The sequence below is a fragment of the Sphingobacterium cavernae genome, assembly GCF_008520265.1.
Lineage (GTDB): Bacteria > Bacteroidota > Bacteroidia > Sphingobacteriales > Sphingobacteriaceae > Sphingobacterium > Sphingobacterium cavernae.
This window is the reverse complement of the sequence record NZ_VIQM01000012.1, coordinates 45,543-69,091: the sequence shown is the minus strand read 5'-3', so window position 1 is coordinate 69,091 and position 23,549 is coordinate 45,543. Positions and strand designations below refer to the sequence as shown.

Annotated in this window: 17 protein-coding genes and 2 tRNA genes; 15 read left to right on the top strand and 4 right to left on the bottom strand. The window is 36.4% G+C overall.

Annotated elements, in window-relative coordinates:
- Window positions 1-33: 33 nt before the first annotated feature.
- From FLS47_RS01265 to FLS47_RS01220, 10 genes are all read left to right on the top strand, one after another.
- Window positions 34-2,349 carry a multicopper oxidase family protein gene (locus FLS47_RS01265; protein WP_223225078.1) on the top strand — a complete coding sequence of 772 codons (2,316 nt, stop codon included), beginning with the start codon at window positions 34-36 and terminating at the stop codon, window positions 2,347-2,349.
- Between the two features lie 250 nt (window positions 2,350-2,599).
- Window positions 2,600-3,007 (top strand): Fur family transcriptional regulator, encoded by a 408-nt coding sequence (locus tag FLS47_RS01260; RefSeq protein ID WP_149912586.1) that lies wholly within the window; start codon window positions 2,600-2,602, stop codon window positions 3,005-3,007.
- 59 nt (window positions 3,008-3,066) lie between these two features.
- On the top strand, window positions 3,067-3,396 hold the full coding sequence (locus FLS47_RS01255) for a DUF6660 family protein (protein WP_149912585.1): 330 nt from the start codon (window positions 3,067-3,069) through the stop codon (window positions 3,394-3,396).
- 129 nt (window positions 3,397-3,525) lie between these two features.
- A complete protein-coding gene (locus FLS47_RS01250) occupies window positions 3,526-7,884 on the top strand; it encodes a CusA/CzcA family heavy metal efflux RND transporter (RefSeq protein WP_149912584.1) in 4,359 nt (1,452 codons plus the stop codon).
- Window positions 7,885-7,892: 8 nt separating this feature from the next.
- The gene (locus tag FLS47_RS01245; protein WP_149912583.1) at window positions 7,893-9,146 is read left to right on the top strand and encodes an efflux RND transporter periplasmic adaptor subunit; all 1,254 of its coding nucleotides are present in this window, start codon (window positions 7,893-7,895) and stop codon (window positions 9,144-9,146) included.
- Window positions 9,147-9,158: 12 nt separating this feature from the next.
- Window positions 9,159-9,758, top strand: coding sequence for a methyltransferase family protein (locus FLS47_RS01240; protein ID WP_149912582.1), 600 nt, complete (start codon window positions 9,159-9,161; stop codon window positions 9,756-9,758).
- The gene (locus FLS47_RS01235) at window positions 9,758-11,794 is read left to right on the top strand and encodes a heavy metal translocating P-type ATPase (RefSeq protein WP_149912581.1); all 2,037 of its coding nucleotides are present in this window, start codon (window positions 9,758-9,760) and stop codon (window positions 11,792-11,794) included. Before FLS47_RS01240 ends, FLS47_RS01235 begins: the two co-directional genes overlap by 1 nt.
- A gap of 88 nt (window positions 11,795-11,882) precedes the next feature.
- Window positions 11,883-12,194, top strand: a complete 312-nt coding sequence (locus tag FLS47_RS01230) for a hypothetical protein (RefSeq protein ID WP_149912580.1) — start codon at window positions 11,883-11,885, stop codon at window positions 12,192-12,194.
- 87 nt (window positions 12,195-12,281) lie between these two features.
- A complete protein-coding gene (locus FLS47_RS01225) occupies window positions 12,282-14,453 on the top strand; it encodes a TonB-dependent receptor (protein WP_149912579.1) in 2,172 nt (723 codons plus the stop codon).
- A gap of 5 nt (window positions 14,454-14,458) precedes the next feature.
- A complete protein-coding gene (locus FLS47_RS01220; RefSeq protein WP_149912578.1) occupies window positions 14,459-15,253 on the top strand; it encodes a cation transporter in 795 nt (264 codons plus the stop codon).
- A 190-nt stretch (window positions 15,254-15,443) separates the two neighbouring features.
- On the opposite strand, the gene FLS47_RS01215 is transcribed toward FLS47_RS01220, so the two are convergent.
- From FLS47_RS01215 to FLS47_RS01200, 4 genes are all read right to left on the bottom strand, one after another.
- Window positions 15,444-16,801 (bottom strand): IS3 family transposase gene (locus tag FLS47_RS01215; protein ID WP_394349495.1). Its coding sequence is split into 2 segments (ribosomal slippage): window positions 15,444-16,486 and window positions 16,486-16,801, totalling 1,359 coding nucleotides; the frame shifts between segments, so codons are not numbered across the junction.
- A 198-nt stretch (window positions 16,802-16,999) separates the two neighbouring features.
- Window positions 17,000-17,084, bottom strand: a tRNA-Leu gene (locus FLS47_RS01210).
- A 5-nt stretch (window positions 17,085-17,089) separates the two neighbouring features.
- Window positions 17,090-17,165: transfer RNA gene (locus tag FLS47_RS01205), tRNA-Gly, on the bottom strand.
- Window positions 17,166-17,369: 204 nt separating this feature from the next.
- Complete coding sequence (locus tag FLS47_RS01200; protein ID WP_149912577.1) at window positions 17,370-19,400, bottom strand: M3 family metallopeptidase; 2,031 nt, start codon at window positions 19,398-19,400, stop codon at window positions 17,370-17,372.
- Between the two features lie 360 nt (window positions 19,401-19,760).
- Between FLS47_RS01200 and FLS47_RS01195 the strand changes: the two genes are divergently transcribed.
- From FLS47_RS01195 to FLS47_RS01175, 5 genes are read left to right on the top strand one after another with little or no spacing between them, the layout of a single operon-like run.
- The gene (locus tag FLS47_RS01195; protein WP_149912576.1) at window positions 19,761-20,309 is read left to right on the top strand and encodes a YeeE/YedE family protein; all 549 of its coding nucleotides are present in this window, start codon (window positions 19,761-19,763) and stop codon (window positions 20,307-20,309) included.
- A 1-nt stretch (window position 20,310) separates the two neighbouring features.
- Window positions 20,311-20,727: a DUF6691 family protein gene (locus FLS47_RS01190; RefSeq protein ID WP_223225077.1), complete on the top strand. Its 417-nt coding sequence runs from the start codon at window positions 20,311-20,313 to the stop codon at window positions 20,725-20,727.
- An 11-nt stretch (window positions 20,728-20,738) separates the two neighbouring features.
- The gene (locus FLS47_RS01185; protein ID WP_149912575.1) at window positions 20,739-21,518 is read left to right on the top strand and encodes a sulfite exporter TauE/SafE family protein; all 780 of its coding nucleotides are present in this window, start codon (window positions 20,739-20,741) and stop codon (window positions 21,516-21,518) included.
- Between the two features lie 16 nt (window positions 21,519-21,534).
- Window positions 21,535-22,899: an MBL fold metallo-hydrolase gene (locus tag FLS47_RS01180; RefSeq protein ID WP_149912574.1), complete on the top strand. Its 1,365-nt coding sequence runs from the start codon at window positions 21,535-21,537 to the stop codon at window positions 22,897-22,899.
- A gap of 11 nt (window positions 22,900-22,910) precedes the next feature.
- A complete protein-coding gene (locus FLS47_RS01175) occupies window positions 22,911-23,540 on the top strand; it encodes a Crp/Fnr family transcriptional regulator (RefSeq protein ID WP_149912573.1) in 630 nt (209 codons plus the stop codon).
- Window positions 23,541-23,549 lie beyond the last annotated feature (9 nt).

The window sequence follows — 23,549 nt, the reverse complement described above, 5'->3', positions numbered from 1 at the left end:
AGGGTTTGTTAAGTATTAATAAAAAATATTCAAATGAAAATTAAAATATATACTTTGCTATCAGCATTCATGTTGATGCATCTAGGTATGCATGCTCAAACAGGGCATTTACCAGAGGATAAAGATCAAAAGGTTATTCCTGTTCTTCCCAAAAAAGATATCAAGGGAGGGAAAGTCGTAAAGTATGACCTGTATGTAAAAGATACATTGGTAAACTATGCGGGCAAAGAAAAAAGAGCTATTGCCGTAAATGGGCAAATACCAATGCCTACACTCACCTTTACAGAAGGAGACACAGCCGAAATTGTGGTGCATAACCAATTAAAGGAAAGCACCTCGTTACACTGGCACGGAGTGTTCCTACCCAACAAAGAAGACGGAGTGCCTTGGCTTACACAAAAGCCAATCGCAGCAGGTGCTACATATACCTATCGCTTCCCGATTATACAACATGGAACACATTGGTATCACTCTCATTCCGGTTTACAAGAACAGATTGGAATGTATGGCAGTTTTGTAATGAAAAAACGAGATGACGATAAAACCTTTCGAAAAGGAATAGATGATTTACCAACTGTTCCCATTATTTTAAGCGAATGGACCAACCTTAATCCTAATAACATCAATCGAATGTTGCATAATGCCAATGATTGGGCGGCTATCAAAAAAAATGCAACACAATCTTATGCGGAAGCTATTAAAGAGGGACAGCTTAAAACTAAATTGACCAACGAATGGAAGCGTATGTTGGCGATGGACGTTAGTGATGTGTATTATGATAAAATATTAATTAATGGAAATCATTCCACCAATTTGAAAACAGTTGATGGACGAGCGCTAAAAGCAGGTGATAAAGTGCGGTTGAGAGTTTCAAATGGCGGAGCATCATCCTATTTTTGGTTACGATATGCTGGGGGTAAAATAACAGTGGTAGCAAATGACGGAAATGATGTTGAACCTGTTGAAGTAGATCGATTAATTATAGCTGTGTCTGAAACTTACGATATTGTAGTCACCATTCCAGAAGATGGTGTTGCTTATGAATTTTTAGCCACTACGGAAGATAGAACGCAATCGGCAAGTTACTTCGTAGGTAATGGTATCAAACAACTCATTTCGCCACTACCAAAATTGAAATATTTTGAAGGGATGAAGATGATGAACGATATGATGAAGATGAACGGTGATCTGGATGATATGGGGATGAAAATGAGTCTGAACAAAATGGATATGAATGTGGTCATGTATCCTGAAATTACTGGGGAGGCTAAAGAAGATCATAGTCAACATAACATGGAGAGTAATGCCAATCGTTACGATGCAAATGCCTTAGGAGAAATCAAAACGTTGAATTATGCAATGTTGGAATCACCATATAATACTGAACTTCCCAAGGATGCACCGATCAAAGAATTAAAATTTACCCTAACGGGAAATATGAACCGTTATGTATGGAGTATGGATAATAAAATTCTTTCAGAAGTTGATAAAATTCCAGTAAAAAAAGGAGAAATTCTTAGAATTACGATTCATAACAATTCAATGATGCGTCACCCGATGCATTTACATGGTTTTGATTTCAGAGTGATCAATGGTAAAGGGGAAAAATCACCACTTAAAAATGTATTGGATATCATGCCAATGGAAACTGATACCATAGAGTTTCTAGCAAATGTAGAGGGAGATTGGTTTTTCCATTGTCATATCTTATATCACATGATGTCTGGTATGAATAGGGTTTTCGCTGTTGATGATTACGAAAATCCATATTTGCCCAACAAAAAACAAGCCTATAAAAAGTTGCAGAGAGAAAGTAATATGCCACACTTTATGGCGCAGAACGATTTTGCATCCAATGGTAATGATGGAGAAGCAATGTTTCAAAATGCAAGATGGAGTTTAGGTACAGAATGGCGTTTAGGCTACAACGATATGCACGGCTACGAGGTAGAAACTCATGTAGGTAGATATATTGGGAAAATGCAGTGGTTTATGCCATTTGTCGGTTTCGATTATCGTTACCGAAAAATGGGAATGGATGAACACGAAACAAATCTATTTGGACAGAAAAATGAAAAGGACTCTCGCAGAGCGGTTAGTTTAGGTTTTATGTACACTTTACCTATGTTAGTTAATTTTCAGGCAGAAGTCTATCATGACGGTATTGTTCGCCTTTCATTAATGCGTGAGGATATTCCTGTCTCAAAAAGATTGAGAGCGGGTTTTATGTTTAATACCGATATGGAATATATGGCAGATTTGAAATATATAATTAATAAAAATATGGGTATCCGTACACATTATGATAGTGATATGGGATTTGGAGTGGGGCTTGCGCTAAATTATTAAATAATAAGTGTATATGTAATACGAATTAAGGGTTAAAACCATCAATTGATTTTGGTTTATTACAATACATAGTATAAAAATTAAATATTGTAAAACCACAACTATTAAAAATACAAACTCATTAAAAACCAACCCTTAATTCGTATTAATAAGAAATTATATTTTAGCTTAAATAGCAAAACCCTTACTTTGGACACCCATTTTAACATAGCTCTCAATTTAGAGTAAATGATAATAGAAATTAATCATTATGAAAAACGAAGAAGATATATTACTGCAAAGAAATATTAAAGCTACAGCAATGCGTTTGTTGGTGGTTGAAAAATTACTGAAACAACAATATGCGATTAGTCATAAAGAGTTAGTAGAGCAGTTTGAAAATGCAGATAATGTTACGCTATTTAGAACACTTAAAACTTTTGTGGAGCACAAACTTATCCATACTATTGATGACGGAACAGGAATTGTAAAATATGCACTTTGCCAACCGGGTTGTAGTTGCAATCCTTCAGAACAGCATACGCATTTCCGTTGCTCACAATGCAAACGAACTTTTTGCCTTACAGATGCAGAAATTCCAAACATCAACATCCCTCAAAATTTTAAATTAGAAGGCATCAATTTGGTGCTCAAAGGACGGTGCGACAAATGCAATTAAAATAGTTTGAAACTTTGCAATCGGATTGCAAAGTTTATTTTTCTATATTTGTCATCATAATGAAAGTGTTTTTTTCCATATTAGCAATTTATATGATGGCGGTGTTTTTAATGCCGTGTGCTGATACGTTTGAAAAAGAAACATTTCAACATAACGACTATTCAGAACAATCACAACACAGCCATGACAATTCAGAAACAAAGGATTTCTGTAGTCCGTTTTGTTTGTGTAATTGTTGTGGAACGGTTTCGGGGGTAGTATTCTATTGGAAGATCAGTTTTTCCGAAATCAAAACATTCGAACTATCTAAACCTAATCCACAATACATTTCTCAATTTATACCTCGGTACTTCGGTAAAATTTGGCAACCGCCACAGATTAATGCATAATTTAATGTTTTAGTGATTATAGTTTGATGTGAAAGCATTAAACTGAATAATTTAGGGGCTATTTATTTTGCCTAAATGCATAATCATGCGATTTCATCATTATTAATTCATCATTAATCATCACAAACCGTGTTAGATAATATTATAAAATTCTCCATAAAGAATAAGTTCATTATTGGATTGATGACCTTATTACTTATCATTTGGGGGGTATGGAGTGCCACCAAAATCCCCATTGATGCCCAACCTGATATAACGAATAATCAGGTTCAGATTATCACCCTATCTCCTACATTAGCCGGACAGGAAGTAGAACAATTAGTTACTTTTCCCGTTGAGCAAAGCATCGTCAATCTTCCCAATGTAGAAGAAATAAGAAGTATTTCAAGATTCGGGCTTTCCGTTGTAACGGTTGTCTTTAAGGACGAAGTAGATATCTATTTTGCCAGACAGTTAGTCAACGAAAAACTAAAAGAGGCAGAAGAGCAAATACCAGAAGGAGTTGGAACTCCTGAACTGTCACCAGTCAGTACAGGTCTTGGGGAAGTGTACCAATATATTCTTCATCCAAAAGAAGGCAGTGAGGATAAATATTCCGCAATGGATTTACGGACAATGCAGGATTGGATTGTTGCCCGCCAACTTTATGGAACACCGGGAATTGCCGAAGTCAATAGTTTTGGTGGTTTGCTTAAACAATATGAGGTTTCTGTTGACCCGAACAGGATTAAAGCAATGGATGTCAGTATCTCTGACATTTTCACGGCATTGGAATCCAATAATCAAAATACTGGAGGTGCCTATATCGATAAAAAACCGAATGCTTACTTTATTCGGGGAGTAGGTTTGGTCACTTCGCTTGAAGATGTAGGAAATATTGTTGTAAAAACCCCGAACGGTATTCCCGTATTTATCAAAGATGTAGCTAAAGTGCAATTTGGTCACGCTACCCGATATGGTGCTATGACCTATAATGGGGAGGTAGATGCCGTAGGTGGTATTGTTATGATGCTCAAAGGAGAAAACACTTCTGAGGTTGTAAAAAACATCAAAGAAAAAATACCGGTCATCCAACAATCTTTACCTGATGATATAATAATAGAGCCCTACTTAGATAGAATGGATTTGGTTGATAGGGCAATTAGTACGATTCAAAAAAACCTCATTGAAGGTGCGTTGATTGTAATTTTTGTACTAATTATCTTTTTAGGGAATTTTAGAGCAGGTTTGATAGTCGCATCAGCCATACCTTTGTCGATGCTTTTCGCATTGGGTATGATGAGAGTGTTTGGCGTGAGCGCTAATTTAATGAGTTTGGGAGCTATTGATTTTGGATTAATAGTAGATGGTTCTTTGATTGTAGTTGAGGCGACCTTACACCACTTAGGCTTACGAAAATCGAAGTTGAAGCTTACTCAAAATGAAATGGATGAGGAAGTTTATGAATCGGCAAGGAAAATCCGTACAAGTGCTGCCTTTGGAGAAATTATTATCCTCATTGTCTATATTCCAATATTAACCTTGGTTGGTATAGAAGGAAAAATGTTTACACCAATGGCTCAAACGGTAAGTTTTGCTATTTTGGGCGCATTAATCCTGTCATTTACTTATATCCCGATGATGAGTGCATTGTGTTTATCCAAAAAACCAATCACCAAGAAGAATTTTTCTGATAAAATGATGAGCTATCTCCAAGGTATATATCAACCTTTATTGGAGAAAGCGATAAGGATAAAATATGTCGTTATTACCATTTCGGCAGGAATTTTCACAATCAGCATTTTAATTTTTTCAAATATGGGTGGAGAGTTTTTACCAAAATTAGGAGAAGGCGATTTTGCTTTTCACTGTATCTTACCGCAAGGGACTTCATTGAGCCAAAGTCTTGAAACTTCGATGCAGGCTTCAAGAATTATTAAGGACTTTGATGAAGTAAAAATGGTAGTCGGTAAAACCGGCGCAGCCGAAGTGCCAACAGACCCTATGCCACCAGAAGCTACCGACTTAATGATTATCCTTAAACCTCAAAAAGAGTGGAAAACTAAAAAATCGTATGACGAGCTTTCAAACGAAATGATGGAGAAACTGGAAAGTATTCCCGGTGTATTTTTTGAAGCCAATCAGCCAATACAGATGCGTTTCAATGAACTGATGACAGGTATCAGGCAGGATGTAGCTGTGAAAATATTTGGAGAAGACTTGGACTCTTTAGAGTTTTATGCGAATAAGGTTAATAATATCATACAATCAGTCGAAGGAGTAACAGCCCCACAAGTAGAACGGGTAGCTGGTCTTCCGCAAATCAATATTGAGTATGACCGTACACGGATTGCTAATTATGGATTGAATGTAGAGCAAATAAATGATATTGTCAGCACAGCGTTCGCAGGTAAAGCTGCCGGAGTGGTTTATGAAAATGAGCGCAAGTTTGACTTGGTTGTACGGCTGGATGAAGCCCATAGAGCTTCTATCGAAGATGTGGCTAATCTATTTATTCCAATACCAAATGGAGACCAGATACCGCTGTCGCAGATTGCCGAGATTGACTATAAATTGGGTCCTGCACAAATCAGCCGTGAAGGAGGTAAACGCAGAATATATGTAGGCTTCAACGTTCAGGGAAGAGATGTAGCAAGTATAGTCAATGAAATTCAAGAAAAATTGGCTGAACAGGTTAAGCTACCGACAGGTTATTATTTTACCTATGGTGGTCAGTTTGAAAATCTTCAAAAAGCGACCGACAGATTATTGATTGCTGTTCCAATCGCATTACTTTTAATTTTCACACTATTGTATTTCACCTTCCATTCTTTGAAAGAAGCCATTTTAGTATTTACGGCTATTCCGATGAGTGCCATTGGTGGTGTGTTTGCGCTGTTAATACGGGATATGCCTTTCAGTATTTCAGCAGGCGTTGGATTTATTGCATTATTTGGCGTAGCTGTTTTAAATGGAATAGTTCTGATTTCAACCTTTAACAGATTAGAAAAAGAGGGTTGGAATGAGATTATACCGAGAATTATTGAAGGAACTAAAACAAGGTTAAGACCTGTATTGATGACAGCAGCAGTAGCCAGTTTGGGATTTTTACCTATGGCATTGAGTACCAGCGCAGGGGCAGAAGTTCAGAAACCTTTGGCAACCGTGGTTATTGGCGGATTAATTACAGCAACGGCATTAACCCTCTTTGTACTACCACTATTATACCTTCTATTTATGAAAAGCAATAAACCAACGAGAAATAGCAAATTTAAAACTGTAACTCCGGTACTATTACTGTTGGTTTTCTTAGGTTTTTCTCAAAACAGTAATGCGCAAATCATAGATGTAAATCAGGCTATTGAAATTGCTTTACAGAATAACCCTGAAATACAGGCAAAAAATCTGGAAATTAAATCAGTTCAAAGCCTAAGCAAGACAGCTTTTGAATTACCCAAAACAGCTTTAAACTTTCAGTACGGAAATAATGATGGCTTTGAATATAATGATGGTATTCAGATTTCCCAGAACATACCATTTCCTACACTCTTCGGTGCAAAGAAAAATTTGGTCAAAGAGCAGGTTAAAGGCCAGCAGTGGATAAAAGTATTGACAGAAAACGAACTGAAAAGACAGGTTAGAAACTATTATTATCAGTTGGAATATTTAGAGCATAATGCTTCGGTCTTGAATTACTTAGATAGTATTTATGCAGATTTTATCAGAGTTGCAGAATTACGATATAAAACCGGAGATATAGGCAAACTTGATGTAAATACGGCAGTTACCAAGAAAGGCGAAATAAACTTGTTATTCCAACAAAATGAGATTTTCAGACAAAATGCCTATAAATATCTTAAAACCTTAATGCAGATACAGGATGATTTTGTTATTGAAACTAAACCGGAGTATGACCCGTTGCTTTTGAGTTCTTTTATTGACAGTTCTGCCATTGAAAATCATCCTCGCATTCAAATGTTATATCAGGATGCCAAAATTGCTGAACAAAGTAAAAAAGTAGAACGAGCAAATGGGCTGCCGGATTTTACCATAGGATATAATAATGTCTCGTTAATAGGAATGCACAGTAGGAATGGCGTAGAGCGGTTTTACGGAAGAGACCAAAGGTTTAGTTTTGTTGATGTGGGTATCTCTATCCCGTTAACTTTTGGAGCTACCAAAGCTAAAATACGTTCTCTTGATTATCAAAAACAATCATTGGAATTGAATGCAAAATGGCAGGAACAACAGTTAAAAACAGAGTTGACAAATGCTATAAATCAATATGAGCAACATTTAATACAGTTTAACTATTTCAAGCAGCAGGCACTTCCAAACGCTAATGAAATCATCCAAGCGGCAAAGCTCGGGTATGGGACTGGCGAAATATCATATGTTGAATATCTTTTTGCTTTGCAGACAACAGCAGATATCCAACTTAATTATCTAAAAAGCATACAGCAAATCAATGAAACTGTAACGCTTATCAATTCACTAATTAGCAAATAAAACATTCTATGAAACGTAATATAAATAAGTTGTTTTTGGGCGTTTTAATCGCTGGAGCTTTAATTTCTTTTTATGCCTGTACAAACAATCATAAAGAAGGGGATGGACATAATCATGGTACACCGTCGGAAACATCATCAGATGAACACGAAGAAGAAAGCTCTGTAACACTTACTGAGGAACAAATAAAAACAGTAGGTATTGAAATCGGTTCAATTGAACAGAAACAATTATCTGCCACGATGAAAGCCAATGGGTTCTTAAGAGTTCCCAATACAAACAAGGCTAATGCTACGTCCCTGTTCGGGGGAATCATAAAAACGCTTAATGTAGAAATAGGAGATTATGTAAAGAAAGGACAAGCGATTGCCACCATTTCCAATCCGCAATTTATACAGCTACAGGAGGAATATCTAACTATCAATAGCGGGATAGAATTTGCAGAACAGGAGCTCACAAGACAAAGAGACCTGAACGAGGGGAATGTAGGTGCAAAAAAGAATTTGCAAAGTGCTACAACCGAATTGAATACTTTAAGAACCCGAAAAGCATCATTGCAACAGCAAATACAGCTGATGGGTATCAATCCGGCTTCCCTATCAAATTCCACCCTTAAATCATCATTGACAGTTACAAGTCCCATAAATGGAGTTGTTAGTAATGTTTTTGCCAAGATTGGAAGCTATGTGGATGTCTCTTCGCCTATTGCAGAATTGGTGGAAAACAGTGCTTTGCATTTAGATTTACAGGTATTTGAAAAAGACCTCCCTGGAATCAAAGTTGGTCAGAAAATAGATTTTGTTGTAACAAATAGCCCGAACAAAACATATACTGCGGAAGTATATAATATAGGTTCTTCTTTCAATAGTAATAGCAAGACTATTGCTGTGCACAGTAAGGTTATTGGGGATAAAACAGGACTTATAGACGGGATGAACATAACAGGTATAGTAAATCTAGATGGTGTTTTAAATCCATCTGTGCCAAATGATGCAATTGTCAATGCCGATGGTAAGTATTATATCTTTTTGGTCAAAGAACAGGAAGAAGAACCTCATGAACATATAGAAGGCGAAAGTCACGACCACAGTTCGGAAAAAGGCATACATTTTGAAAAGATAGAAGTGATGAAAGGTGCTACGGAATTAGGTTATACGGCTATTACACCTGTTAATGACATTTCTGATGGTACACATATCGTTGTAAAAGGAGCATTTTTTGTAAATGCCAAATTATCTAATACAGGCGGACATGAGCATTAAAAATTAGAAACTATGATTTGGTTAAAATATTATTTGCCTTTGTATTTGGTGTTGTATATGATGGTAGCTTTTGTGCTACCGTCATACCGCACCTTTAAGCAAACAGGCATCAATCCTATAACATTTGGCAAAACGGATAATGCACACGATTACATCGGTTTTGTGATGAAAGTATTGATAGTCTTACTTTTCGTAGCTATATTCATTTATTCATTCAGCGATAAAGCATATCAATATGTAGTGCCGATTTCTTATCTAATGAAAGACGTGTTTTTGATAATTGGATTAACGCTGATACATCTTTCACTACTCTGGATTTCGGTTGCTCAATATCAAATGAGCAACAGTTGGCGAATTGGTATAGACGAAAATAATAAAACCGAATTAATAACAAAAGGCTTATTTTCTTATAGCCGAAACCCGATTTTTTTAGGAATGATAATCAGCGTTACAGGAATATTTTTCATAGTACCCAATGTGCTTACATTTTTCGTGATGCTATCCACTTATATCGTTATCCAAATTCAGATAAGATTGGAAGAACAATTTTTAGAAAAACAACACGGACAAGAATATTTATCCTATAAACAAACTACTAAAAGATTACTATAATGGAACACAAACATAAGTATGATCCACAAGGTAAACAGCTTTGTTGTACACCTCAAGAAGAAAAAATATATACCGATGCCGATGCTAAAAAGCTATTGGAAAAACATCACGACGACGATGGACACAACCACGAACATACCGACGATGACGTTCATAATCATGGAAGTACCGATAAATCTACCTTTCAAATGTTTTTACCTGCTATCATCAGTTTTGTATTATTGATGATTGCCATTGTTTTCGATAATTGGCTTCCTCAATCTTGGTTTACTGGTTGGATAAAAATTGTTTGGTATGTGGTAGCGTATGCACCTGTTGGATTACCCGTAATTAAAGAAGCATTTGAAAGCATCAGAAAAGGCGATGTGTTTTCAGAATTTTTATTGATGAGCATTGCCACCATCGGAGCTTTCGCCATTGGCGAATATCCGGAAGGTGTTGCCGTAATGTTGTTTTATGCCGTTGGCGAAGTATTCCAAACATTGGCAGTGACAAGAGCTAAAGCAAATATTAAAACCTTGCTCGACCAACGTCCCGATGAAGTAACTGTTTTAGAAAACAATCAAGCAAAAACAGTAAAAGCAGAAAGTGTAAACATTGGCAATATTATCCAACTAAAACCAGGAGAGAAATTAGGATTAGATGGCCAATTATTATCCGAAACTGCTTCATTCAACACCGCTGCACTTACAGGAGAAAGTAAACCCGACACTAAAACCAAGGGCGAAACTGTATTGGCAGGAATGATAAATTTAACGACCGTTGCACAGGTAAAAGTAACAACTGCTTATACTGATAGCAAGCTTTCTAAAATTTTAGAAATGGTGCAAAATGCTACCGCACAAAAAGCACCAACAGAATTATTCATCCGCAAATTTGCAAAAATCTATACTCCGATTGTTGTGTTGTTGGCAGTGCTAATTACCATCATACCTTATTTTTTTGTGAGCGATTACGTATTTAGTCAATGGTTGTACAGAGCATTGGTGTTTTTGGTTATTTCTTGTCCTTGTGCTTTGGTCATTAGTATTCCTTTGGGTTATTTTGGCGGAATTGGTGCTGCTTCAAAAAATGGAATTTTATTTAAAGGAAGTAACTTCTTAGATGCACTTGCCAATATCCAAAACGTTGTAATGGATAAGACGGGTACAATGACGGAGGGCGTTTTCAATGTACAAGAAGTCGTATTGCAATCTAAATTTGATAAAGACGAAATCTTAAAAATGGTAAATGCTTTAGAGAGCCAAAGTACCCATCCTGTTGCTACCGCTATCCATCAATATGTAGGTGAAATTGACAGTTCTATAAAGTTAGAAAATACAGAAGAAATCGCCGGTCATGGTTTGAAAGCCAATGTAAATGGAAAAGAATTATTGGTAGGAAATTTTAAGTTGATGGATAAATTCAATATCAGTTATGATTTAGACCCCACTACAATTGTTTACACTTTAATTGCCATTGCTTACGGCGGAAAATTTGTAGGTTACATTACCATTGCCGACAGTATAAAGGAAGATGCACAGCTAACCATTGACAAACTGAAAGTATTAGGCATAAAGACTACAATGTTAAGCGGAGATAAAAGCACCGTAGTAAAGTTTGTTGCCGATAAATTAGGAATTAATAATGCCTTTGGCGATTTATTACCCGAAGACAAAGTAAATAAAGTAAAAGAAATCAAATCCCAAAACGAAACCGTAGCTTTTGTAGGCGATGGAGTGAACGATGCGCCTGTAGTGGCTTTGAGCGATGTTGGTATTGCAATGGGCGGTTTAGGTAGCGATGCTACAATTGAAACAGCTGATGTAGTCATTCAGGATGATAAACCGAGTAAAATACCGATGGCAATCAATATCGGTAAGCAAACTAAGAAAATTGTTTGGCAGAATATCACAATGGCATTTGTAGTAAAAGGAATTGTACTAGTTCTGGGAGCAGGTGGTTTGGCTACAATGTGGGAAGCCGTTTTCGCTGATGTGGGTGTTGCATTATTGGCAATTTTAAACGCTGTACGCATACAACGCATGAAATTTTAATGGACAAGTCAATTTATGAAAAATAGGGAGTAATTTTAATTTACTCCCTCGGGAGAAGGTGTAACGTAGTTTTTAATATATTTGTAAAATGAAGCATTTATCATTCATATTAGCATTAATGGTCTTGGTCTTATCGACTTTGCCAGGCTTTATGGAAGATAAATGCTTTGACGTCATACATCAAACAACAAATAGTCAAGAACAAGATAGCGACGATTGCGGTATGGAATGTTGCTCTCCTTTTTCTAAATGCAATACCTGTACTGGATTTGTAATTACTTCCTTTTATGCTTTAACAACCAATTATGTCCAACAACCTAAAAAGAAATTAGGTGTAATAACAGCGTCAGCTGTTTCAGACTTACTCTCTTCCATTTGGCAACCCCCTAAAATTAATTAATGTTTTTAGTGTCTTCGGCACAATAACAGATTACGGTGCTACAAACCGTCAATTCTTATTTTTCAAACATTAATAATTTTTCAGACAATGAAAAAAATACTCTTTATGTCATTTTTTATGACACTAAATCTCTGTGTTTTCGCGCAAAACACTTTAAATGCTGTTGTTAAAGACAGTGAAAACAAAAATCTTTTGATTGGAGTGACAGCATCTATAAAAGGAACCTCGCTTGCCGCTACATCAAACGAAAAAGGTCTCATCATAATAGAAAATATTCCTGACGGGATACAGGAAATACATTTCAGCTATATCGGTTTTAACGACCATATTGATACATTGGAATTCCCATTAAAGAACATCAGCGTTATTGAAATCTTACTCAAAGAAAATTCAGAGGAATTAGAAGAAGTGGTTATATCTTCTACAAGGAGTACAAGAAGCATACAGAATATTCCTACCCGTATCGAATTTATTGGAAGTGAGGAATTGGGTGAAAAAGGTAATATGAAACCAGGAGATATTCGTATGCTTTTGGCGGAAAGTACAGGTATTCACGTACAAACCACTTCGCCTACTAGCGCCAATGCAAGTATCCGTATTCAAGGACTTGACGGAAGATATACACAAATCCTGAAAGACGGTTTTCCCATTTATTCAGGTGCTTCAAGTGGATTGGGCTTGTTACAGATACCACCACTTGACCTCAAACAAGTAGAAGTCATCAAAGGTTCTACATCTACGTTATATGGTGGTGGAGCAATAGCAGGTTTGGTAAATTTAATTTCCAAGACACCAACGGAAGAAAGAGATTTACGTTTTCACCTTAACGGAACATCCGGTAGAGGTTTAGATATAAACGGTTTTTATGGGCAAAGGTTTAATAAAATTGGAACAACTATATTTGCTTCCCATAACCGTAACGCAGCTTATGATCCTGCTAAGAACGGACTATCCGCTATTCCACAATTCGAACGCTATGTACTGAATCCGAAGCTCTTCATTTATTTCAATGAAAAGACGAAACTGAACTTCGGTATCAACACAACGATCGAGAGCCGTTTGGGAGGTGATATGCTTTACATCAAAGGAAATGGAGATAATACAAACCAATATTTTGAGGAAAATAAAACACAACGCTATTCCACACAATTTGTTTTCGACCATATCATCAATGAAAACAGTACTGTTCAAGTCAAAAATAGTGTAAGTTATTTTAACCGAAATACTACCATTCCAAACTATCAGTTTGAGGGAACACAAACAGCAAGTTTTACCGAAGCCAACTACACCAACAGTACTGAAAAATCGGAATGGGTCACAGGTATTAATATTTGGACGGATAATTTCAAAGAAAAGCAGATTATGGCATCTCCGTTGAGAGATTATAATCAGACCACATTCGGTGCTTTTGTACAAAATTCTTTTAATGCTACGGATTGGTTTCAATTGGAAACAGGTTTTAGAACGGATTATGTTGTGGATTATGGGGTGGTATTCTTACCGAGAGTTTCGGCTCTATTCCACATTGCCGAGGGCTTAACTTCACGAGTTGGTGGTGGATTTGGCTATAAAACACCTACCATTTTTACGGAAGAAAGCGAACGCCTACAATATCAAAATGTAATGCCCATTGACGACAAGACCAATAAATTGGAAAAAAGTTATGGAGCAAATGCAGACATCAATTACCGCACCTACATTGGGGAAGATTGGTCATTTAGCATAAATCAATTGTTCTTTTACACCTATTTGGATAATCCCTTGTTACTTGAAAATCCGTCGACAAATCTGTATCAGTTTGTTAATTCTCCTGGCTACATCCATACCAAAGGAACAGAAACCAATATTAAAATTGGTTATGATGACCTGAAATTGTTTTTGGGTTATACCTATACAGATGCCCGATTACACCAAAATGGAACGACTGTAGAAAGCCCTTTAACACCAAAACACCGCATTAATTCCATCCTGATGTATGAAATAGAAGACAAATGGAAAATTGGTCTGGAAGCCTATTATTTCAGTCGCCAAAAGCTGAATAATGGAACTACGGGCAAAGATTACTTTATTACTGGATTTATGGCTGAAAAGATTTGGGAAAGATTTTCTCTGTATATCAACTTTGAAAACTTCCTTGACACCCGACAAACACGCTTTGATAGCATTTATACAGGGACAATAACCAATCCGGTTTTTAAAGACATTTATGCACCTTTGGACGGATTTGTGATTAACGGAGGAATAAAATTCAAGCTTTAAAACAAATGGAAAAAACCATATTCAATATAACTAAAATGGATTGCCCAAGCGAGGAGCAATTAATCCGTATGAAACTGCAAGACTTTGATACGGTAAAAGGATTGGAATTTGATATAGCCAATAGAAAATTGGACGTTTATCACAATGGAAACCCAGAGCCAATTTTTTTGGCCTTGGGAACACTGAACCTAAATACTACATTGGTTTCAACTGAAAAAAGCAATTTTGTTGTTGAAACAGATACAAGCAACAAGCAACGGAAATTACTTTGGATCGTGTTGATTATCAACTTCCTGTTCTTTGGATTGGAAATGTTATTCGGAGTTTTTTCAGGTTCAATGGGATTGATAGCCGATAGCTTGGATATGCTTGCAGACAGTGTCGTTTACGCATTGGCATTAATCGCCGTGGGTGGAACAATCGCTCTAAAAAACAACATCGCCAGATTTGCTGGATACTTCCAAGTCCTACTGGCTATTGTAGGTTTCGTTGAAGTTATCAGACGTTTTATGGGAATTGAAGCTATGCCTGATTTCAAGACAATGATTGTCGTTTCAGTTTTAGCGTTGATTGCAAACGTATTTTGCCTTTATCTTTTACAAAAGAACAAAAGTAAAGAAGCGCATATGCAGGCTTCGATGATATTCACATCAAATGATGTCATTATCAATTCGGGAGTTATTGTTGCTGGTCTTTTAGTTAATTGGCTCAATTCAAGTTATCCAGATTTGATTATTGGGGCTATTGTATTTGTAATTGTAGCAAGGGGAGCGTATAGGATATTGAAATTGTCAAAGTAAATCCCTGTATCTATAGTTGCCTTTGTCTTAGAGTGGTAGTAGGAGGAATAAAAAAGAGTGTTCAGGAATGTTTATTAGAACAATTTCTGAATACTCTTTTAACCCTATTAAGTAAAAAGCATACCTATTGAATGTACGTCTTCAAACTAAATTAGACACATTAGGATGGAACCTTAAGGAGACTTTCGAGTTATAAATTTATTAATTTTTGTTGATTATACAATTGTCTTCTTTTATTCAGAGAATCGATTTTTACCTGTTGTCTTTTTTCCAAAATTCTTTCAGATCGTCCACAGTAGACATCTGCAGGTGTTAAGTTTTGCAGCGATTCGTGATAACGTCTATTGTTATAGTTGTCCACAAAGTTTCCCAGGGCTTCGATAAGTTCTTCTGGATGGTAAAAGTGGTTTAATTTCACTACGTTTTTCATCGTTCTGTGATACCGTTCAATTTTCCCCTGTGTCTGCGGATGCATCGGTCTGCCGTGAACCTGCTTCATCTTCATATCCTCTTTGAGATATGTTTTTAGCTCGTTTGAAACATAACAAGGGCCGTTATCTGACAGCAACTTTGGTTTGGCTTTCGATTTTAGTCTTGCTTTCTCAATGGCTGTATTTACCGTTCTTTTCACATCTTCTGCATTCATTGAATCGCACAGCTCCCAATGGATAATGTAGCGGCTGTAATCGTCCAGAACCGTGCTCAGATAGTACCATCCCCAACCGACAATCTTAAAATAGGTAAAGTCGGTCTGCCACATCTGGTGCACAAAGCTGGTTTTATCCTTGAACTCATTTGCTGCTGAAAGAAGGAAATGATTCGGCGCCGGGATCAGATTTCTTTGCTTCAGAATCCGGTAAACGCTGGATTCTGAGATAAAAATACCATGTTCATCGGTGATCTTGTACGCCAGTTCCCGGGAGGATAATTCGGAGTGTTCCAGAGCTAATTCAACCACTAGGTCTTTTTGGTCTTCGGGAATGCTGTTCCATTGTCTTTTATAAGTTCTATGGCCTTGTTTCAAGCCATCATAACCGTTTTCAAGATACTTCTGATACCATCTATAGAATTTACTTCTAGCGATCCCGAAGCTTGCTAAGGTGCGTTTCACACCGATTTCACTCGTGGTAACGGTCTGAATGATTTCGTATTTCTCACCTGCTGATAATCTCATATATTTCCGATATTTATGGATTAATCCAGCATGTCCAAACTTTTTTTTATAATATCGTAACGCAATACCAGATCGGCTACCATCTCTTTCAACTGGGCATTTTCTTTCTTTAAATCTGAAACTTCATCGCTGGTAGCTTCACGTACAACATCTCCATTGAGAAGTTTTTTGCCAGCTTCCATAAACTCTTTGTTCCAAGCGTAGAACTGGGACTGGGCGATGCTGTGCTTTCTGCATAATTCTGCCACAGAGGTCTCGGCTCTAAGACCCTCCATAACGATCAAAATCTTCTGTTCGGCTGTAAAGATCCTGCGCGCATTCTTACGAATGTCTTTTACAAATGATTCAGTACTCTTTTTCTTTGGTGTTCCCATAATTAAATCTAATGCTTTTTGATGAAAACACTCCTTATGATTTTAAAATAACGTGTCCACTTTTTGCTGACGATTTACACAAAATACCAATCTATAATACAGTTTTTTTAAATAATTTCTGGCGAACTTTTACACCTTTTTTTACACCCTATAAAAAGAAAAACCCTTGATAAACAATGTGTTATCAAGGGTTTGAAGTACCTAGGGCGGGAATCGAACCCGCACTCCTTTAACAGGAACAGGATTTTAAGTCCTGCGTGTCTACCAGTTCCACCACCTAGGCAACTCTGGAGCGAAAAACGAGATTCGAACTCGCGACCCCAACCTTGGCAAGGTTGTGCTCTACCAGCTGAGCTATTTTCGCTTTTTTAAGTCTTTCAATTTTGTTTCGAACATCGCGTCCGTCCCGATTTGATGATGCAAATATAGAGCTATAATCCATTTCTGCAAAATGTTTTTTAAAATAAAATGCCTTTTTACCGATGTAAAAAGGCATTTGTTTGATAATCAGTGGCAATAATTTTTATTAAATTATACTAAATACTGTATAGAAGTATGTTTAATTTAATTATTTTAGCAATCCTGCTCTTCTTAACAACGGATCAACTTGCGGTTCTTGCCCCCTAAATTGCTTATAAAGCTTCATGGGATGAACCGTGCCACCTTGCGAAAGGATATTATCTTTAAATTGGTCTGCAATTTCCTTATTAAAAATTCCATTCTCTTTGAAATATTCGAAAGCATCAGCATCCAATACTTCCGCCCACTTGTAACTGTAATAGCCAGATGAATATCCGCCATTAAATATATGGGAGAATGATGTGCTCATCGCATTATCCTCTACATCGGGGTAGAATTGCGTAGAAGCGAATTGCTCTTTTTCAAATTCTTTAACATTCAAAATGGATGAAGGATCTTTACCATGCCAGCCCATGTCGAGTAAACCAAAGCTCAATTGACGCACTGTTGCCATACCCTCAAGGAATGCAGCAGATTCTCTGATTTTTTCAACTAATTCCATTGGAATAATCTCACCTGTCTGGTAATGTTTAGCAAATAAGTTTAAAGGTTCTTTTTCATAACACCAGTTTTCCATAATTTGACTTGGTAATTCCACAAAATCCCAATAAACGGAAGTACCCGATAGGTTGGGATACTGTGTATTTGCCAACATGCCATGCAATGCATGACCAAATTCATGAAATAGAGTCGTTACTTCATTGAATGTCAATAAAGCTGGTTTAGTTTCTGTAGGAGGTGTGAAATTACAGACAATAGAAACATGTGGTCTTTCATTAGTGCCATCTTTAATATATTGCGGTTTGAAAGAAGTCATCCAAGCACCTTGACGTTTGCCTTTGCGTGGAAAGAAATCGGCATAGAAAACAGCAACAAAATTATTATTTCCATCTGTCACCTCATAAGTCTGTACATCTGGATGATATTTGTCAATGGTTTGTACTTCGGTAAAATTTAAATCAAATAATCTATTGGCGATCTCAAATGCACCTTGCAATACATTTTCTAATTTGAAATATGGTTTTAAAAGTTCATCATCCAACTGGAATTTCTCTTGTTTTAGTTTTTCAGAATAGTAAGATCCATCCCATTTTTCCAATTGCTCAATGCCATTTTTTTGTTTAGCAAATGCTGTAAGTTCTTCGAATTCGTGTTGCGCTGCTGGTTTAGCTTTTTCTAACAAGTTATTTAGAAAAGCAAGTACTTTGGTAGGTGACTCTGCCATTCGCTCTGCTAACACAAAATCAGCATGTGTTTTATAGCCTAGCAGTTGTGCGCGTTGATGACGAAGCTTAGCTATTTCTAAGACATTACTTTCATTGTTGTTATCATTTTGTTGAAAACCTTTACGTCCTGCAGCTAAAGTAATCTCTTTGCGTAATTCGCGATTATCAGCATAAGTCACAAGAGGGATATAACTGGGGTAATCCAACGTAAATATCCAACCTTCTTTGCTTTCTGATTTTGCAAGTGATGCGGCTGCTTCTATAACACCTTCAGGCAGACCAGCTAAATCTTTTTCATTCGTTATATGCAATTGGTAGGCATTAGAATCTGCTAAAACATTTTCACCGTATTTTAATTTTAATACAGCTAGTTTGGAATCTATCTCGCGTAATTTTTGTTTCTGCTCATCATTTAATAGAGCGCCATTACGAGCAAAATCTTTAAATGATTTTTCCAGTAAAGTTTCTTGTTCAGGAGTCAGGTTTAAAGTGCTTTTCTGATCGTATACCGCTTTCACTCGAGAGAACAAATCAATATTAAGTGTGATATCATTGCCAAGTGCAGAAAGTTTTGGTGCGACTTCTTGTGCAATTTTTTCTAATTCATCATTTGTTTCTGCGGAATGCAGATTAAAAAATAGATTACTAATTCGATCCAATGTTAATCCTGAATACGCTAATGCTTCAATCGTATTTGCAAATGTTGGAGGCTCGGGGTTGCTTACAATATCTTCAATCTCTTTTAAAGTCAATGTAATGCCTTCTTCAAAGGCCGGGATATAATCCTTTTCCGCTATTGCCGAGAAAGGAGCTGTATCGTTTACGGTATTAAATTTTTCTGTTAAAATTGCCATGTGCTAAAGCTATAAATATTTTAGGAATTATTAAATCAATATAGCGTCAAGTCTAGTTGCTTTTGCTGATATGTCTGAGTTGATTTTGGATTTAAATAGTATATTTTTTCTCTTAAATCCATATTCTTAGTAGATATTATTTTAAGGCTATTTAGTCTTAATTCTGTTGATTTTATGGTAATAATAAATTAAAAATGAATAATTTTCGGATAATGAGTTATTAAGCTATAATTGATTTTGTTTTATGTAAATTAGATAAGACTTGAAAGTTTTGTTTTGGTAATTATGATCTTTAAGTAACTTAAGTTACCAACATAATGAATTAGAGCAATTACTTTTGTAGTATAAAATGAAATAAATATGGAAATGATATTTGGAACATGGCCTTGGTACATTGGAGGACCAATAGTCGCAATCATCATGTTGATTCTAATAAAATTGGGGAAATCTTTTGGATTTTCATCCAATTTCAGAACGATGTGCGCCGCAATGGGGGCAGGTAAGAGTTGTGATTTTTTTGATTTCAACTGGAAATCTCAACGTTGGAATTTGTTATTCTTACTCGGAACTATAATCGGTGGATTCGTAGCAGCAAATCTTTTAGCAAATAATCAAGTAGCACCTATTTCGGAAGAATCAATCTCTGCATTACAAGCGTATGGATTTGAAAGTGCGGGTAAAGCATATTTACCTACAGAATTATTTTTTGATTTAAGCCCGAAGAATATAATCATTCTATTGGTAGGTGGATTATTTATTGGCTTTGGAACACGTTATGCAGGTGGCTGCACGTCCGGACATGCGATTTCGGGTTTGAGTGATCTGCAATGGCCTTCATTAGTCGCTGTCGTTGGATTCTTTATTGGTGGACTTCTGATGGTTCATGTTTTGTTCCCTTTAATTTTTTAGAATGATGAGAAAGTTAATTTTCGTGCTATTAGGAATAGCATTCGGTATAGTAATGTATAAAGCTGAAGCAGCATCTTGGTTTAGAATATTTGAGATGTTTAATTTCCAATCTTTTCATATGTATGGATTTATTGGGTCTGCACTAGCAGTTGGCGTAATCGGAGTACAATATTTTAAAAGAAGTCAATCGAAGGATGTTGATGGGGAGGATATAGTTATTCAACCAAAATCAAAATCAATTCCCAGATATCTTATTGGTGGTATTTTTTTTGGATTAGGTTGGGCATTAGTTGGGGCATGTCCAGGACCGATATTCGCACTTTTGGGATCTGGTGTGTTTTCAATCATCATCGTTATCATCGGCGCATTGGCAGGAACATATTTTTACGGTTTGATTCGTAAATATTTGCCTCACTAATTGGATACTAAATGTTTGTATTTGGATTAATATTAGCGGTTTTCGTTGGTGTAACGTTAGGATTAGTTGGTAGTGGAGGATCCATACTCACCGTACCAATTTTTGTTTATGTATTTGGGGTTGATCCTGTGTTAGCAACGGCATATTCGCTTTTTGCTATCGGAGCAACATCAATTATAGGTGGTGTAAAGGGCTTTATACATAAAGATGTTGATTTTGATAAGCTTTTGAAATTTGGTATTCCGTCAATGATATCAGTTTTCTTGACACGGAAATTTATTGTTCCATTAATCCCTGATCATCTAAATTTATTTGGCCATACTGTTGCGCAAGAAGTTGTATTGATGGTTCTATTTGCAATCCTGATGCTATTTGCGGCTTATGCTATGTTTCAAGAAATTAATATTCCACAAACAAATTTCCCCTTTATAACTATTGTACTAAAGGGTGTATTTGTGGGGAGTGTAACAGGAATTGTAGGTGCTGGAGGCGGATTTCTAATTATTCCTGCGCTTACTAATTTCTTCAATCTGAGTATGAAAAAGGCTGTAGCAACATCATTAGTGTTGATCGCTATCAATTCTATTTTAGGATTGTTAGGTGATTGGAGAAGGATCGAATTATTTGATTGGAATTTATTGCTGCTATATACGCTTTTGACTATTGTAGGGATTTTTATTGGTTTTTTTATCAGTAATAAAATAGATGGAATGAAGTTGAAGCGTATCTTTTCAATGGGAATTATGGCAGTAGCAATTTTTGTGTTACTTACTGAATTTGGTGTTATTTAATTAAAAATTATTAGAAATGTTTTTCGAACAAATATATGATAAAACTTTAGCTCAAGCGAGTTATATGATTGGTTGTCAGGTGTCAAAAGAAGCAATAATTATTGACCCTAAGCGCGATGTGGATACGTACTTGGAAATCGCTAAAGCCAACAATTTAACAATAACGCATGTGGCTGAAACACACATTCATGCAGATTTCTTGTGCGGTAGTAGAGAACTTGTTGCTTTGACAGGTGCAAAATTGTACTTATCTGATGAAGGAGGAGCTGATTGGCAGTATGAGTTTCCACATATCGGCTTGAAGCATGCTGATGTTATCTCCATTGGTAACTTGACTTTGGAGACGATTCATACGCCTGGCCATACGCCTGAGAGTATTTCTTTCTTACTGACCGATCATCCAGCTACAGAACAACCAGTGATGCTATTTACGGGTGATTTTGTATTTGTGGGTGATGTAGGAAGACCTGATTTACTGGAAGAAGCTGCAGGTGTTGAAGGTTCTAAAGATATTGGTGCACAGCAATTATTTGAGTCGTTAAAATTGTTTAAATCTTTACCCGATTATATTCAAGTATGGCCTGGACATGGAGCTGGTTCTGCATGTGGTAAATCTTTGGGAGCGGTAGCAAGTACCACAGTAGGGTATGAAAAGATTAGAAATTGGGCATTGCAATATGACGATTTTGAATCTTTTAAAGAGGAGTTGTTACGTGATCAGCCTGAAGCTCCATACTACTTTGCTAAGATGAAAAAATTGAACAAAGTAGATAGAGCGTTATTAACTGAGGTTCCGAAGCATCCAACAATAACACTTAATGAAATAGCTACTGATGCAATTCTTGTGGATACGCGGAATAAAGTGGAGTTTGCGAATGGTCACTTGCCAAAATCTATAAATATTCAAAACAACAATAGTTTGGCGACTTGGGCAGGATGGATGTTACCTTATGAAAAACCTTTGGTATTAATTGGGGAAGAAGTGGATAAGGAAGATATCACCCGAAAACTGATGCGTATTGGATTAGATAATATTAAAGGTTTTATAACCGATATTAGAGGTGATTTGACTAAAACTACAATCGTAGATGCGGAATTCGTCAAACAAGAATTAGCAAAGGACAAGTCAATTTTATTAGATGTACGAAGTGCCGTGGAGTTTAGAAAAGGACACATTGAGGGAGCTAAGCATCATTTTGTAGGGCATATGGCCAAGAATTTACCTACTTTTGATATGGATCAATCGCTAATTATTCAATGTCAATCTGGTGATAGGGCAACAATAGCAACATCTTTCCTTGAGAAAGAAGGATACACGAATGTAAAAAATTATCCAGGAAGTATGCAAGATTGGATAGCTAAGGGAAATCCTTTGGTATAAATAATATAAATATGAACGATTTGCTGAAAACGCGCTATGCAGGCGTTTTGGATAATAATATTCTAAGTGAGATCGAGACTGTTGCTAAGTTCAGAAGCTTTGAAAGAGCGGAAGTAATTTTAGAAATAGGTCAATCCATTCATTTTATACCTCTTGTTTTAAGCGGAGCTGTCAAAGTCATGCGCGAAGATGCTGAAAAAGGTGAGTTGTTATTGTATTATTTAAGCGGTGGGGATACTTGTACGATGACAGCTACCTGTTGCACCCAAAATCGGATAAGTGCAATTCGTGTTATCGCTGATTCCAAGGTTGACATAGCTTTTGTTCCAAATAATTATTTCAGCATATGGTTAGCAGAAAATGAATCTTGGAGAAACTTTATTCTATCAAGTTATTCTACTCGTTTAGATGAAATGATAAAAGCCGTTGACAGTTTAGCATTTTCCAATATGGAAGAAAGAGTAATGTCTTATTTAAATCAAAAAGTCAAACTTGAGGAAAACCGAATATTAACAATAACGCATGCAGAAATTGCAAAGGATCTGAATTCTTCACGTGTTGTTATCTCCCGCATTTTGAATAAATTGGAATCCGATGAGAAGATTGTGTTGTTACGCAACGAAATACGATTTTTAGTTTAATTTATTGTT

Bases quoted from the DNA above. Each gene is read 5' to 3' on its own strand.
- FLS47_RS01265 (WP_223225078.1), top strand. From the start codon at position 34: ATGAAAATTAAAATATATACTTTGCTATCAGCATTCATGTTGATGCAT.
- FLS47_RS01245 (WP_149912583.1), top strand. From the start codon at position 7,893: ATGAAACGTAATATAAATAAGTTGTTTTTGGGCGTTTTAATCGCTGGA.
- FLS47_RS01235 (WP_149912581.1), top strand. From the start codon at position 9,758: ATGGAACACAAACATAAGTATGATCCACAAGGTAAACAGCTTTGTTGT.
- FLS47_RS01195 (WP_149912576.1), top strand. From the start codon at position 19,761: ATGGAAATGATATTTGGAACATGGCCTTGGTACATTGGAGGACCAATA.
- FLS47_RS01260 (WP_149912586.1), top strand. From the start codon at position 2,600: ATGAAAAACGAAGAAGATATATTACTGCAAAGAAATATTAAAGCTACA.
- FLS47_RS01240 (WP_149912582.1), top strand. From the start codon at position 9,159: ATGATTTGGTTAAAATATTATTTGCCTTTGTATTTGGTGTTGTATATG.
- FLS47_RS01180 (WP_149912574.1), top strand. From the start codon at position 21,535: ATGTTTTTCGAACAAATATATGATAAAACTTTAGCTCAAGCGAGTTAT.
- FLS47_RS01230 (WP_149912580.1), top strand. From the start codon at position 11,883: ATGAAGCATTTATCATTCATATTAGCATTAATGGTCTTGGTCTTATCG.
- FLS47_RS01225 (WP_149912579.1), top strand. From the start codon at position 12,282: ATGAAAAAAATACTCTTTATGTCATTTTTTATGACACTAAATCTCTGT.
- FLS47_RS01175 (WP_149912573.1), top strand. From the start codon at position 22,911: ATGAACGATTTGCTGAAAACGCGCTATGCAGGCGTTTTGGATAATAAT.
- FLS47_RS01190 (WP_223225077.1), top strand. From the start codon at position 20,311: ATGATGAGAAAGTTAATTTTCGTGCTATTAGGAATAGCATTCGGTATA.
- FLS47_RS01185 (WP_149912575.1), top strand. From the start codon at position 20,739: ATGTTTGTATTTGGATTAATATTAGCGGTTTTCGTTGGTGTAACGTTA.
- FLS47_RS01200 (WP_149912577.1), bottom strand. From the start codon at position 19,400: ATGGCAATTTTAACAGAAAAATTTAATACCGTAAACGATACAGCTCCT.
- FLS47_RS01255 (WP_149912585.1), top strand. From the start codon at position 3,067: ATGAAAGTGTTTTTTTCCATATTAGCAATTTATATGATGGCGGTGTTT.
- FLS47_RS01220 (WP_149912578.1), top strand. From the start codon at position 14,459: ATGGAAAAAACCATATTCAATATAACTAAAATGGATTGCCCAAGCGAG.